The following is a 14826-nucleotide window of genomic DNA, read 5'->3' on the forward strand; positions in this document are numbered from 1 at the left end:
GGCCGCGCGGCGCCTCCCCCGCGCCGGTGAGAGTGCCCGCTCCCTCCTGCGGAGGAGCCCCTCGGGGCCTTCTCGGGGCCCGCCCGGAGCCCGGCCGGGGCGCCCCTGCTACCCCTAGGGGCCCGGGGAGTGCGGGCGGCCTACTCCCCCGCCGTAACCGCCCCCGCCTCGTACGCGAAGACCACCGCGTGCACCCGGTCGCGGAGGCCGAGTTTCTGCAGCAGGTTGCTGACGTGCGTCTTGACGGTGTGTTCGCTGACCACCAGTTCGGCGGCGATCTCGGCGTTGGACATGCCCCGGGCGACCAGCCGCAGGGTCTCCAACTCCCGTGCGGTGAGCGACTCCAGGAGCCGGCCGAGGATCCGCGGGACGACCGGCGCGGCGCCGGCCTTGCGGGCGGTGACCTCGCCGATGACGCGGCGGGTGACGGACGGGGCGAGCAGGGCCTCGCCGGAGTCGACGACCCGGACGGCGTGGACCAGGTCGTCGCGGCGGACGTCCTTGAGCAGGAAACCGCTGGCCCCGGCGTGCAGCGCGTCGAAGACGTAGTCGTCGACGTCGAAGGTGGTGAGCATGATGACCTTGCAGGCGGGGTGTTCGGCGCAGACCCGGCGGGCGGCCTCGATGCCGTCCATGACGGGCATCCGGACGTCGAGCAGCAGCACGTCGGGGGCGTGGGCGCGGACGGCCTCGACGGCCTGCTGCCCGTCGCCGGCCTCGGCCACGACCTCGATGTCGGGCTGGGCGTCGAGGATCATGCCGAAGCCGGCCCGGACCAGTTCCTGGTCGTCGGCGATCACTACACGAATGGTCAACTCGCTTGCCTTCCTGGGGAGTTGTTCAGGCGTTGAGCGGCAGCACGGCGGCCACCAGGTAGCCGGGTCCGTCGGTCCGGGGCCCGGTCTCGGCGCTGCCGCCGCAGGCCGCCGCGCGCTCCCGGATGGAGAGCAGGCCGCGCCCGCCGGAGCGCCCGTCGATCCCGGCCCCGTTCCCGGCCGCGCCCGCCGCCCCCACCCCGGCCCCGGCCCCGTCGTCGGCGACCTCGACCGCGAGCCGGTCCCCGTCCCGGACCGCGACCCGGACGCTGACGTGCCGGGCCCCGGCGTGCTTGACCACGTTGGTGAGGGCCTCCTGGACGATCCGGAAGGCCGCCGCCTGCACCTCGGCCGGCCCGGCCTCCTCGATCTCGGCGTCGACCGCCACCCCGGAGTCGCGGACCCGCTGCAGCACGCCCGCGAGTTCCGCCAGCCGGGGCTGCGGGGCGAGCGCGGGGGCCGCGCCCTCCTCCTTCAACACGCCCAGCACCCGCCGGAGTTGCACCATCGCGTCGCGCCCGGAGTCGGCGATCGCGTCGAACGCGCGGATCGCCCGGTCGGGGTCGCCGCGCACCACCAGCGGCCCGGCCTCGGCCTGGATCACCATCAGGGAGACCGCGTGGGCGAGGATGTCGTGCATCTCGCGGGCGATCCGGGCGCGCTCCTCGGCGACGGCCCGGGCGGCGTCGCTGGCGGCCCGCAGCCCGGCCTGCCGGGCCCGTTCGGCCTCGACGCCGGCCAGCCGGCGCAGTTCCCGCACCAGCGAGCCGATGGCGAAGCTGCCCACCGACACCACCAGGCTGAACAGCATGCCGCCGAAGGACCGGGTGCCGACCACGTTGCCGGCCACCACGAAGGCCAGCAGCACGGCGCGCTGCCAGTCCCGGCCGCGGTCGGCGACGGTGTAGATGGCGACCGCGGTGGCGACCTGGATCTGCGGCATGGCGAAGTGCGCGGTCACCGACAGCACCGCGGTGGGGACGGCGGTGACCACCATCACCGCCCACGGCGCCCGCTGCCGCCACCACAGCGGCAGCGACCCGGCCAGCGCCAACGCGTAGGCCCACCACTGGCGTTCGTCGTCGTGCTGGTCGGCGTACACCCCCCAGAGCGAGACGCCGACGGCGAGCGCGACCAGCGGCCCGTTCACCGCCCACGGCCGGGCCCGCCCCCGGGCCAGCAGGCCCTCCGTCCACTTCCCCATGCCGCGCATCCTCTCGCACCGTCGGCCGGCCGCCGCAGGGCCCTCCCGCACCCGCGAGGGGCGCCCTCCGGCTCGCCGCGCATCGCCTGCACGGTCACCGCGGCCCTCCCGCACCCGCGAGGGGGCGCCCCCGACCGGGAGCGCCCCCTGCGCGAACCGCCCGGGACGTCACAGCAGCCGCTTGATCTCCCCGCGGGCCCGGTAGAACCCGCCGGACTCGGACCGGCGCACCTCGGCGACCAGGTACCGCGCCCCGGCGACCCGGACGTCCTTCGGGAACTGCACCCGCAGCGCCGCGTCGTAGCCGGGCGTGACCACCCGGACCCGCAGCCGCCCGCCCTCGGCCACGCACTCCACCTCGATGCCCCCGGCGCCCGTCCCGGCGGCCACCGCACCGGCGCTGACGGTCTCCAGCTCGGCGCCGGCCGCGACCCGTTCGACGCCCGCGCCGCTCACCTCGGCGGTGGCCGGCAGGGTGCCCTGCTCGGCGGCCCGCACGGCGCCCTGGGAGGCGTCCAGGCAGGCCAGCGAGCCGTCGGTGGTGACCAGGTACAGCCGCCCGTCGCGGTACTGCATGCTGTACGCGGAGCCGCAGCCGGTGCCGAGCTTCCACAGCCGGGTGCCGTCGGCGGCGAAGCAGTAGACGGACGAGTGGTTGTCGCCCGCGAACACGAACTCCCCGTCGGGGGAGGCCGCGCAGGAGAACACCGCGGCGTCGCACTTGTACGCGGCGGCCTCCGAGCCGTCGGCCTTGCGCAGCCGGTGCACCCAGCCCTGCGAGGTGCCCGCGAACACCTCGTCCTTCTCCTGCCAGCCGAACAGCACCTGGCCCTTGGTGCGGGTGTGCCAGAGCTGGTCGCCGCCGCGCTTGGCGTACCGGGCGACGCCCGCCGACCAGCCGTGGTAGACCGAGTCGGCGTCGCAGCGCACCATCCAGCCGGACGAGCCCTGGGCGCTGCGCCGCCACTGGAACTCGTCCTCGTGGTCGACGGTGGTCAGCCCGCCGCGCTCGTCGGCGACGCCGAGCACGCCGTCGTGGATGTCCAGCCAGTAGATGTCCACGTCCTGGGCGATCTCGTACGCCACCCGCGGCACCTTCCCGCCGAGGTCGTACACCTTGCCGTCGTCGCAGCCCGCGTAGATCCACCAGTCGTCGGCGACGATGCACTTGACGCCGTCGGGCAGCCCGAACCGGCCGGTGACCTGCCCGTCGGTGGTCAGCGTGTAGACGTCGCCCTTCTCGTTGCCGACCCAGGCGTGCTCCTCGCCGACGTACACGCCGAAGGCGGGCGAGCCGGAGCGGAAGCGCCACAGCAGCGGCGCCTGGTGGGCGGTGGAGCGGCTGGAGGTGATCTGCCGGCGGGTCACGGACCGGCGCTGGCGCACGCCCCGGACGGCCGGGGCGTAGCCCTTGCGGACCTTCTCGCCGATCTTCTTCGCGGCCTGCGCGGCGGCCTTCTCGGCGCTCGCGCACACCGTGGTCTTGGTGGTGCCGCTCTCACCGATCCGGCCGTAGCGGATGGTCAACTCGGCTTCCTTGACCGTGACTTCGTAGAACTTGTGGGCGCTCCCCTCGTCCTCGGAGAGTTCCAGGTAGGTCACCTGCGGGTCCGCGGAAACGGTGGCAGCCATGGCCGACGCCCCTTTCGGGCACAGAGTTCGGGGGAGCCGGCGGGGCCCTCGCCACCTGCCGACACCGCCCAATCTACGGCCCGGCACCGACAGTTGGCGATCAGCCGGTGCTGACCTTCACGCCGCCGGTGTTCGCCCGGGCGACCAGCGCGTGCGCGGCCCCGGCCTGCGAGGGCACGCTCACGTCGGTGCCGCCCGTCGAGGCGTGCGCGTCCACCGCGTACGCCTCCCCCGCGGGCACGGTCAGCTGCACCCCGCCGGTCTCGGTGCGCAGTTCGGCCCGGGTCGGCGCCGCGGCGAACCGCGCCGTCACCCCGCCGGTCTCGGCCTCCAGCGTGACGTTGGCGGCGCGCAGCCCGCTGGCCTCCACCCCGCCGGTGACGGTCCGCGCGGTGATGTCGCCCGCCATCCCGTGCAGCGAGATGCCGCCGGTGGTCTCCTTCAGCCGCAGCACCGTCCCGGCCGGCACCCGCACCTGGTAGCCGATCCCGCACTGCGAGCAGGAGTACGCCAGCTTCAGCACCCCGTCGGCGAGCACGTGGGTGGCCTGCGGCTCCCGGTCCCGCCAGGTGCGCTTCTCCACCACCTGCACCGGCCCGTCCCCGGCCCGCACCTCGATCCCGCCGACCTGCCCGTCCACCTCCAACTCGGTGACCTGGCCGGGCACTTCGTAGGACACCGTCTTCTTCTGGTCGTCCCACGGCCCGCACCCGACCGCCCCGACCGCCAGCAGCGCCACGACCGCCGCCGCCCCCATGATCCGCTTCACCGCGGCCTCCTCTCGACACCCACCAGTCTCCCGGCCGGCCCCCGCCGCCGCCTCCCTCCAGGGAGTGGTTCCCCCGCCTCCGTCCCCAGGGGGATCCCCTAGTGGGAACGCCGCAGGGCGGCCACCCCGAGTGGGGTGACCGCCCTGCGGTACAGCCGTGCCGGATCAGCCGATCGCTCAGCCGGTGTACGGGCCGTAGTCGTAGTCGTCCAGCGGGACGGCCTGACCGGAGCCCGCGCCGAACGGCGACAGGTCGTAGTCGTCGTAGCCGACGGCCGAGTACATCGCGGCCTTGGCCTCCTCGGTCGGCTCGACCCGGATGTTGCGGTAGCGGGGCAGACCCGTACCGGCCGGGATGAGCTTGCCGAGGATGACGTTCTCCTTGAGGCCCAGCAGCGGGTCCGACTTGGCGTGGATCGCCGCGTCGGTGAGCACCCGGGTCGTCTCCTGGAAGGAGGCGGCCGACAGCCAGGACTCGGTGGCCAGCGAGGCCTTGGTGATACCCATCAGCTGCGGACGGCCGGAGGCGGGGTGGCCGCCCTCGGAGACCACGCGACGGTTCTCCTGCTCGAAGCGGCCGCGCTCGACGAGCTCGCCCGGGAGCAGCTCGGCGTCGCCCGACTCGATGATCGTCACGCGGCGGAGCATCTGCCGGATGATGATCTCGATGTGCTTGTCGTGGATCGACACGCCCTGCGAGTTGTAGACCTTCTGGACCTCGGCCACCAGGTGGATCTGGACGGCACGCTGGCCCATGATGCGCAGCACGTCGTGCGGGTTGGTCGCACCGACGGTCAGCTTCTGGCCGACCTCGACCGCCTCGCCCTCGCTGACCAGCAGCTTGACGCGCTTGGAGACCGGGTAGGCGATCTCGTCGCTGCCGTCGTCGGGGGTGACGACGACCTTGCGGGTCTTCTCGGTGTCCTCGATGCGGACCCGGCCCTGGGCCTCCGAGATCGGGGCGACACCCTTGGGGGTGCGGGCCTCGAAGAGCTCGACGACACGGGGCAGACCCTGGGTGATGTCGTCACCGGCCACACCACCGGTGTGGAAGGTGCGCATGGTCAGCTGGGTGCCGGGCTCACCGATGGACTGGGCGGCGATGATGCCGACCGCCTCACCGATGTCGACCAGCTTGCCGGTGGCCAGCGAGCGGCCGTAGCAGAAGGCACAGGTGCCGACCGCGGACTCGCAGGTCAGGATCGAGCGGACCTTGACCTCGCTCACGCCGTGCCGGATCAGCTCGTCCATCAGGACGTCGCCGAGGTCGGTGTTGGCGGTGGCGATCAGCTTGCCGTCGACGGTGATGTCCTCGGCGAGCATGCGGGCGTAGACGCTGGTCTCGACGTCGTCGGCCTTGCGCAGCACGCCGTCCGCGCCGACCGAGCCGATCGACAGCTTGAGGCCGCGCTCGGTGCCGCAGTCCTCCTCGCGGATGATCACGTCCTGCGAGACGTCCACCAGACGACGGGTCAGGTAACCCGAGTCGGCGGTGCGCAGCGCGGTGTCGGCCAGACCCTTGCGGGCACCGTGGGTGGAGATGAAGTACTCCAGCACGGACAGGCCCTCACGGAACGAGGCCTTGATGGGACGCGCGATGGTCTCGTTCTTCGCGTTCGACACCAGACCGCGCATACCGGCGATCTGACGCATCTGCATCATGTTTCCGCGGGCGCCCGAGTCGACCATCATGAAGATGGGGTTCGTCTTCGGGAAGTTCGCGGCCATCGCGTCGGCGACCTCGTTGGTCGCGCGGGTCCAGATGCCGATCAGCTCGGACTTGCGCTCGTTGTCGGTGATCAGACCGCGCTCGTACTGGCGCTGGACCTTCTCCGCCTGCGCCTCGTAGCCCTCCAGGATGGCGGGCTTGGTCGGCGGGACGATGACGTCCGAGATCGAGACGGTGACACCGGAACGGGTCGACCAGTGGAAGCCGGCCGCCTTCAGGTTGTCGAGCGCCGCAGCGACGACGACCTTCGGGTAGCGCTCGGCGAGGTCGTTGACGATCGCCGAGAGCTGCTTCTTGCCGATCTCGTAGTCGACGAACGGGTAGTCCTCGGGCAGCAGCTCGTTGAAGAGCGCCCGGCCCAGCGTGGTGGTGATCCGGAACGGCTCACCCTCGTGCCAGGTCGGCTGCCCGTCCTCGTCCACCGGCGGGGTCCAGCCGCGGGGCGGGACGGTGCCGGCGGCCATCCGCAGGTCGATGGTGGCCTGGACGTCCAGCTCGCGGGCGTCGAAGGCCATGATCGCCTCGGCGGTCGAGGAGAAGGAACGGCCCTTGCCCTTGACCTCCTCGCGGTCCGAGGTGAGGAAGAACAGGCCCAGCACCATGTCCTGGGTCGGCATGGTGACGGGGCGGCCGTCGGCCGGCTTCAGGATGTTGTTCGAGGACAGCATCAGGATGCGGGCCTCGGCCTGCGCCTCCGCGGACAGCGGCAGGTGCACGGCCATCTGGTCGCCGTCGAAGTCCGCGTTGAACGCGGTGCAGACGAGCGGGTGGATCTGGATGGCCTTGCCCTCGACCAGCTGCGGCTCGAAGGCCTGGATGCCGAGGCGGTGCAGGGTGGGCGCACGGTTCAGCAGCACCGGGTGCTCGGCGATGACCTCTTCGAGGACGTCCCACACCACGGGGCGGGCGCGCTCGACCATGCGCTTGGCCGACTTGATGTTCTGCGCGTGGTTCAGGTCGACCAGGCGCTTCATCACGAACGGCTTGAAGAGCTCCAGCGCCATGGCCTTGGGCAGGCCGCACTGGTGCAGCTTGAGCTGCGGGCCGACGACGATGACCGAACGGGCCGAGTAGTCGACGCGCTTGCCGAGCAGGTTCTGGCGGAAACGACCCTGCTTGCCCTTGAGCATGTCGGACAGCGACTTCAGCGGACGGTTGCCGGGGCCCGTGACCGGGCGGCCGCGGCGGCCGTTGTCGAAGAGCGCGTCGACGGCCTCCTGGAGCATGCGCTTCTCGTTGTTCACGATGATCTCGGGCGCGCCGAGGTCGAGAAGCCGCTTCAGGCGGTTGTTGCGGTTGATGACGCGGCGGTACAGGTCGTTCAGGTCGGAGGTGGCGAAGCGGCCACCGTCGAGCTGGACCATCGGGCGCAGGTCCGGCGGGATCACCGGGACGCAGTCGAGCACCATGCCCTTGGGCTTGTTGCTGGTCTGCAGGAAGGCGGAGACGACCTTGAGGCGCTTGAGCGCGCGGGTCTTCTTCTGGCCCTTGCCGGTGCGGATGATCTCGCGGAGGCGCTCGGCCTCCTCGCCCAGGTCGAAGGACTCCAGGCGGTCCTTGAGGGCCGCGGCGCCCATCGAGCCGGAGAAGTAGGTGCCGAAGCGGTCGCGCAGCTCGCGGTAGAGCAGCTCGTCGCCCTCCAGGTCCTGGACCTTGAGGTTCTTGAACCGGGTCCAGACCTCGTCGAGGCGGTCGATCTCGCGCTGCGTGCGGTCGCGCAGCTGCTTCATCTCGCGCTCGGCGCCCTCGCGCACCTTGCGGCGCACGTCGGCCTTGGCGCCCTCGGCCTCCAGCTCGGCCAGGTCGGACTCGGCCTTCTTGGCCCGGGCCTCCAGGTCGGCGTCGCGCCGGTTCTCGATCTGCTGGCGCTCGACCGAGACGTGCGCCTCCAGGGACGGCAGGTCGCGCTGGCGGCGCTCGTCGTCGACCCAGGTGATCATGTAGGCGGCGAAGTAGATGACCTTCTCGAGGTCCTTCGGCGCCAGGTCCAGCAGGTAGCCCAGGCGCGACGGGACGCCCTTGAAGTACCAGATGTGGGTGACCGGGGCGGCCAGCTCGATGTGGCCCATCCGCTCGCGGCGCACCTTGGCGCGGGTCACCTCGACGCCGCAGCGCTCACAGATGATGCCCTTGAAGCGGACGCGCTTGTACTTGCCGCAGTAGCACTCCCAGTCCCGGGTGGGACCGAAGATCTTCTCGCAGAAGAGGCCGTCCTTTTCCGGCTTCAGCGTGCGGTAGTTGATGGTCTCCGGCTTCTTCACCTCGCCGTGCGACCACTGGCGGATGTCGTCGGCGGTGGCCAGTCCGATGCGGAGCTCGTCGAAGAAGTTGACGTCAAGCACTGGTCGTCAAGCCCTCTTTCGTGATTCGAGAGTCTGTCTGTTGGTCTGAGGGGGGCCTGGGGGCGGGCCGGCCGTTCGGGAACGGCCGGCCCGGCCTCCGTCAGACCTCTTCGACGCTGCTCGGCTCGCGCCGGGACAGGTCAATGCCGAGCTCCTCGGCGGCGCGGAACACGTCCTCGTCGCTGTCGCGCATCTCGATGGACTGGCCGTCCGAGGACAGCACCTCCACGTTGAGGCAGAGCGACTGCATTTCCTTGATGAGGACCTTGAAGGACTCGGGAATGCCGGGCTCGGGAATGTTCTCGCCCTTGACGATGGCCTCGTAGACCTTCACGCGGCCCAGGACGTCGTCGGACTTGATGGTGAGCAGCTCCTGCAGCGCGTAAGCGGCGCCGTACGCCTCAAGGGCCCACACCTCCATCTCACCGAAGCGCTGACCACCGAACTGCGCCTTACCACCGAGCGGCTGCTGGGTGATCATCGAGTACGGGCCGGTCGAACGGGCGTGCAGCTTGTCGTCGACCAGGTGGTGCAGCTTGAGGATGTACATGTAGCCGACCGAGACCGGCATCGGGAACGGCTCGCCGGAGCGGCCGTCGAACAGCCGGGCCTTGCCGGTGGAGTTCACCAGGCGCTCACCGTCGCGGGTGAGGGTGGTGTTGTCCAGCAGGCCGGTGATCTCGTCCTCGCGGGCGCCGTCGAAGACCGGGGTGGCGAGGTTGGTGCCGCCCTGGACCGTGTCGGCGCCGATCGCCTGGAGCCGCTTGGCCCACTCGTCGGCGAGGCCGGAGACGTCCCAGCCCTGCATGGCGAGCCAGCCGAGGTGGATCTCCAGGACCTGTCCCGGGTTCATTCGGGACGGGACGCCCAGCGGGTTCAGGATGATGTCGACCGGGGTGCCGTCCTCCAGGAACGGCATGTCCTCGACCGGCAGGATCTTGGAGATGACGCCCTTGTTGCCGTGGCGGCCGGCCAGCTTGTCACCGTTGGTGATCTTGCGCTTCTGGGCGACGTAGACGCGGACCAGCTGGTTCACGCCCGGGGGAAGCTCGTCCCCCTCCTCGCGGTCGAAGACGCGGACGCCGATGACCTTGCCGGACTCGCCGTGCGGCACCTTCAGCGAGGTGTCGCGGACCTCGCGGGCCTTCTCGCCGAAGATCGCGCGGAGCAGGCGCTCCTCCGGGGTCAGCTCGGTCTCGCCCTTCGGGGTGACCTTGCCGACCAGGATGTCGCCGGTGACGACGTCGGCGCCGATCCGGATGATGCCGCGCTCGTCGAGGTCGGCGAGGACCTCCTCGGAGACGTTCGGGATGTCCCGGGTGATCTCCTCGGGGCCCAGCTTGGTGTCACGGGCGTCGACCTCGTGCTCCTCGATGTGGATCGAGGAGAGGACGTCGTCCTGGACGAGGCGCTGCGACAGGATGATCGCGTCCTCGTAGTTGTGGCCCTCCCACGACATGAACGCCACGAGGAGGTTCTTGCCGAGGGCCATCTCGCCCTCGTCGGTGCACGGGCCGTCGGCCAGCACCTGGTTGACCTCGACCCGCTGGCCCTCGTCCACGAGCACCTTCTGGTTGAAGGCGGTGCCCTGGTTGGAGCGGGTGAACTTGGCGGCCCGGTAGGTGTTGTACGTGCCGTCGTCGTTGGCGACGGTGACGTAGTCGGCCGAGACCTCCTGCACCACGCCGGCCTTGTCGGCGGTGATCACGTCCGCGGCGTCGACGGCGCAGCGGTACTCCATGCCGGTGCCGACCAGCGGCGCCTCGCTGCGCAGCAGCGGGACGGCCTGGCGCATCATGTTCGAGCCCATCAGCGCGCGGTTGGCGTCGTCGTGCTCGAGGAAGGGGATCATGGCGGTCGCGACCGACACCATCTGGCGCGGCGAGACGTCCATGTAGTCGATCTCGGTGCCGGGGATGTAGTCGATCTCGCCGCCGCGGCGGCGGACCAGGACGCGCGGCTCGGCGAAGGTCAGCTCCGCGGTGAGCGGGGCGTTGGCCTGCGCGATGACGTACCGGTCCTCCTCGTCCGCGGTCAGGTAGTCGACGGCCTCGGTGACGACACCGTCGACGACCTTGCGGTACGGGGTCTCGATGAAGCCGAACGCGTTGACCCGGCCGTACGAGGCGAGCGAGCCGATCAGACCGATGTTCGGGCCTTCGGGGGTCTCGATCGGACACATGCGGCCGTAGTGCGAGGGGTGCACGTCGCGGACCTCGAAGCCGGCCCGCTCGCGGGACAGACCACCGGGGCCGAGCGCGGACAGACGGCGCTTGTGGGTCAGGCCCGACAGCGGGTTCGTCTGGTCCATGAACTGCGACAGCTGGCTGGTGCCGAAGAACTCCTTGATGGAGGCGACGACCGGCCGGATGTTGATCAGGGTCTGCGGCGTGATCGCCTCGACGTCCTGGGTGGTCATCCGCTCGCGGACCACGCGCTCCATGCGGGCGAGGCCGGTGCGGACCTGGTTCTGGATCAGCTCGCCGACGTTGCGCAGGCGGCGGTTGCCGAAGTGGTCGATGTCGTCGACCTCGATGACGATGTCGCGGCTCGTGTCGTCGCGCCACTCGGTCTCGCCGGCGTGCAGCTTCACCAGGTACTTGATCGTCCCGATGATGTCCGGCTCGGTGAGCACGCCGGAGTCGAGCGACTCGGCGTTGCCCAGCTTCCGGTTCACCTTGTAGCGGCCGACCTTGGCGAGGTCGTAGCGCTTCGGGTTGAAGTACAGGTTCTCCAGCAGCGTCTGCGCGGCCTCGCGGGTCGGCGGCTCGCCCGGGCGCAGCTTGCGGTAGATGTCGAGCAGCGCGTCGTCCTGGCCCTGGGTGTGGTCCTTCTCCAGGGTGGCGCGCATCGACTCGTACTCGCCGAACTCCTCCAGGATCATCTCGGTGGTCCAACCGAGGGCCTTGAGCAGCACGGTGACCGACTGCTTGCGCTTGCGGTCGATGCGGACACCGACCATGTCGCGCTTGTCGATCTCCATCTCCAGCCAGGCACCGCGGGAGGGGATGATCTTGGCGGAGAAGATGTCCTTGTCGGAGACCTTGTCCAGGGTGGAGTCGAAGTAGACGCCGGGGGAACGCACCAGCTGGGACACGACGACACGCTCGGTGCCGTTGATGATGAACGTGCCCTTGTTGGTCATGAGCGGGAAGTCGCCCATGAACACGGTCTGGGACTTGATCTCACCGGTCTCGTTGTTGGTGAACTCCGCGGTGACGAAGAGCGGGGCCGCGAAGGTGAAGTCGCGGTCCTTGCACTCGTCGATGGAGTTCTTCGGCGGCTCGAAACGGTGGTCCCGGAAGGTCAGGGACATCGACCCGCTGAAGTCCTCGATCGGGGAGATCTCCTCGAAGATCTCCTCCAGACCGGACTTGGTGGGGACGTCCTGACCGCTCTCCAGGGCAGCCTCGACCCGGGACTTCCAGGCCGCGTTGCCGAGCAGCCAGTCGAAGCTCTCGGTCTGCAGGGCGAGGAGGTTGGGGACCTCGAGGGGCTCCTTGATCTTCGCGAACGAGACGCGGAGCGGGGCGGTGGATGCGGAATTGTTCGAGGCGTTGCGCGGCGCGGCCAAGAGGGGGGTCCTTCCGAGGGCTCGGAGCTCACTACGCGCATACCGGCCGGGCCTTGGCCGAGGCGGAAAACCCCAGGTCAGGACAGGGACCACTCCGGGCGACGAGTCACGGAGCAGCTAACAGGCAGCGCAAAGGGACAGTGTAGCCAAAGGCGACACTGCTAGCAAGCCCTGATTCGGAGACCGAATCGGACGCTCCTCCCGTACAACCGACAACCCGGGCAGTGATCCCTCACCGGCCGGGCCGTCGCACCCACTTCTGCGTCACCGGGAACCTTCCCAGTGCCGCCGCCGAATATGCATCGGAGACGGTTCCGCTTGGGCACGCGCCTTGAGAATCGCGCGCCGCGTGCTGTTCGTCAAGGCCCGCACCAGGGTGTGGACCTCGTACTGCCCATCGTCCGGACCGCCCGGCGCGTTACACGCTGCCCGTGCCCGGGGGCCGACGACAGCGATCACCCTACTCCCGGCCGCCGACAGGAGCCGAGTCCGGCGTGGGCCATCGGGAGCAACCCGGGCGCCCCGGCCCGGAACGCGAGCAGGCCGGGCCGGCCACCCCGAAGGGTGGCCGGCCCGGCCGGAAGAGCACCTCTCAGAGAGAGGAACGAGTCACTTGACGGTGACCTTGGCGCCGGCGCCCTCGAGCTGGGCCTTCGCCTTCTCGGCGACGTCCTTGGCGACCTTCTCCAGAACCTTCGCACCGGCGGTGTCGACGAGGTCCTTGGCCTCCTTCAGGCCGAGGGAGGTGAGGGCGCGCACCTCCTTGATGACCTGGATCTTCTTGTCGCCGGCACCGTCGAGGATGACGTCGAACTCGTCCTGCTCCTCGACGGCCTCGGCGACGGCGCCCGGGCCGGCAACGCCGGCAACGGCGACCGGGGCGGCGGCGGTGACGTCGAACTTGTCCTCGAAGGCCTTGACGAACTCGGAGAGCTCGATCAGGGTCATGCCCTCGAACTGCTCGAGCAGGTCCTCGGTGCTGAGCTTCGCCATGATTGGCGTCCTTCCACTAAATCGGCAGGTGCCGGATGTACGGGTTGGCGGGCGTGCTTACGGGCCCGCTGGGACGGGAGTGGTTACTCCGCGTCCTCGGCGGGAGCCGGAGTACCGGCACCGCCCTGCTCGACCTTCTCGCGCAGCGCCTCAACGGTGCGCACGAGCTTGGACGGGAGCGCCTGGAAGACGGCGGCAGCCTGGGAGGGCTTGGCCTTCAGGGCGCCCGCCAGCTTGGCGAGCAGCACCTCGCGGGACTCGAGGTCCGCGAGCTTCTTGATCTCATCGGCGGACAGCGCCTTACCGTCAAGGACACCGCCCTTGATGATGAGAGCAGGGTTCTCCTTGGCGAAGTCACGCAGAGCCTTCGCCGACTCCACCGGGTCACCGGTGACGAAGGCGACAGCCGTCGGACCGGCGAACAGGTCGTCCAGCTCGGAGATCCCGGCCTCGTTGGCCGCGATCTTGGTCAGCGTGTTCTTCACCACGGCGTAATCGGCGTTGCCGCCGAGCGAGCGACGAAGCGTCTTCAGCTGCTTCACCGTGAGACCGCGGTACTCGGTCAGAACGGCGGCGCTGGAGGCACGGAACTTGTCCGTGATCTCGGCGACGTCGGCAGCCTTGTCGGGCCTGGCCATAGGCTTACGCCTCCTTCCGTGATGTCGAAGTCGGGCCGACCTTCGAGAAGTCGACCATCCAACGCCGCGGACCCCAGGAAGCGAAGAAGCCCCGGCGCGCAGGCGCACGGGGCTTGCAATGACCTCGACGGACCGTGAACGGCCCGGAGATCTTCACTCTGCTCCACAACCTGCGCGGGCGATCCGCAACGGGTGCGGACCCTTCGGTACCGTCCGCCCTCGCGGGGAACGGCGACAACCAGCGGTCTTTGGCTCGGCCAGCGTAACGGGACGAAACGGGTTTGGCCAAATCGGCTTCCGGAAACGGGTTTGGCCTACGGGAGCGGCGGCGGGCTGGCGCCGGCGCCGGGCGCGGTGTCGGCCTCCGCGGGGGCCTGCACCGAGATCGCGGAACTGCCGAACCCGGTGTAGTCGACGGTGTCCACCTCGGCGGCGGCCCGGCGCAGCCGGACCAGCTGGTCGCGGTCGTCGAGCCAGAGGTCGAGCACCACGTCGCCGGGGCCGAGCGCGGCCTCCAGCGCCTGCCGCCGGCCCTGGTCGAGCTGGTTCTGCGCGGCGACGTACCGGGCGGCGCTCACCGTGACCCGGTAGTGCTCGACGGTGGTGTCGAGCAGCTTCTCCTCGCCGATCAGCCGCGGCTCGTCCGCGGCCGCCGCGGCGGCGACCGCGACCACCGGGCTGAGCCGGTCGATCAGGCCGCCGTACGGGATCCGGCCGTCGGAGAACTTCTGCCAGTGCGGGCCGCCGAGCCGGGCCGCGGTCCCCGGGTCGCCGCCCAGGTAGGCGGAGGTGTCCAGCACCACCAGGGTCCGGCCCACCCCCTCGGCCTGGTACTTCAGCACCGTCTTGGGCGCCCAGAACAGCGCGCCCTTGGCGTCCTCGCCGGCGAGCACCGCCGTGTACTCGGCGCGCCGGGCGTCGTGCAGCACCAGCTGCGCGGAGAGCAGCACCCCGTGCGGGGAGCGGTCGGTCGGGCTGGCCTCCCCGGTGGACGGGGTCGGGCTGGACGGGGAGGCGGGGTCGGCGGCGGTGCCCGAGCCGGTGCAGGCGGTGGCCGTGCCGACCAGCAGGACGGCCGCCAGCAGGGCCGCGGCCCAACGCGCCGGTGCCGCCATCGGTCCCTCCTCCTG

9 protein-coding genes are annotated in these 14826 nt (G+C 70.6%); all 9 read right to left on the reverse strand.

Annotation, left to right across the window (positions count from 1 at the left end; translation table 11 throughout):
* Positions 1-140: 140 nt before the first annotated feature.
* Positions 141-815 (reverse strand): response regulator transcription factor, encoded by a 675-nt coding sequence (locus OU787_RS12675; RefSeq protein ID WP_030457444.1) that lies wholly within the window; start codon positions 813-815, stop codon positions 141-143.
* Between the two features lie 25 nt (positions 816-840).
* Positions 841-2019, reverse strand: a complete 1179-nt coding sequence (locus OU787_RS12680) for a sensor histidine kinase (RefSeq protein ID WP_268659373.1) — start codon at positions 2017-2019, stop codon at positions 841-843.
* A 168-nt stretch (positions 2020-2187) separates the two neighbouring features.
* Positions 2188-3651, reverse strand: a complete 1464-nt coding sequence (locus tag OU787_RS12685; protein ID WP_268659374.1) for a WGR domain-containing protein — start codon at positions 3649-3651, stop codon at positions 2188-2190.
* A 100-nt stretch (positions 3652-3751) separates the two neighbouring features.
* Positions 3752-4420 (reverse strand): hypothetical protein, encoded by a 669-nt coding sequence (locus OU787_RS12690; RefSeq protein ID WP_268659375.1) that lies wholly within the window; start codon positions 4418-4420, stop codon positions 3752-3754.
* A gap of 177 nt (positions 4421-4597) precedes the next feature.
* On the reverse strand, positions 4598-8491 hold the full coding sequence (locus OU787_RS12695; protein ID WP_030457448.1) for a DNA-directed RNA polymerase subunit beta': 3894 nt from the start codon (positions 8489-8491) through the stop codon (positions 4598-4600).
* A 100-nt stretch (positions 8492-8591) separates the two neighbouring features.
* Entirely contained in the window at positions 8592-12065 is a 3474-nt protein-coding gene (gene rpoB / locus OU787_RS12700; protein ID WP_030457449.1) for a DNA-directed RNA polymerase subunit beta, read from the reverse strand.
* Between the two features lie 609 nt (positions 12066-12674).
* A complete protein-coding gene (rplL, locus tag OU787_RS12705) occupies positions 12675-13058 on the reverse strand; it encodes a 50S ribosomal protein L7/L12 (RefSeq protein ID WP_030457450.1) in 384 nt (127 codons plus the stop codon).
* An 83-nt stretch (positions 13059-13141) separates the two neighbouring features.
* Positions 13142-13696, reverse strand: a complete 555-nt coding sequence (rplJ, locus tag OU787_RS12710) for a 50S ribosomal protein L10 (RefSeq protein ID WP_014136320.1) — start codon at positions 13694-13696, stop codon at positions 13142-13144.
* Positions 13697-14010: 314 nt separating this feature from the next.
* Positions 14011-14811: a hypothetical protein gene (locus OU787_RS12715; RefSeq protein ID WP_268659376.1), complete on the reverse strand. Its 801-nt coding sequence runs from the start codon at positions 14809-14811 to the stop codon at positions 14011-14013.
* Positions 14812-14826: the final 15 nt, after the last annotated feature.

The sequence above is a fragment of the Kitasatospora sp. YST-16 genome, from assembly GCF_026802215.1.
GTDB classification, from domain to species: domain Bacteria; phylum Actinomycetota; class Actinomycetes; order Streptomycetales; family Streptomycetaceae; genus Kitasatospora; species Kitasatospora cineracea.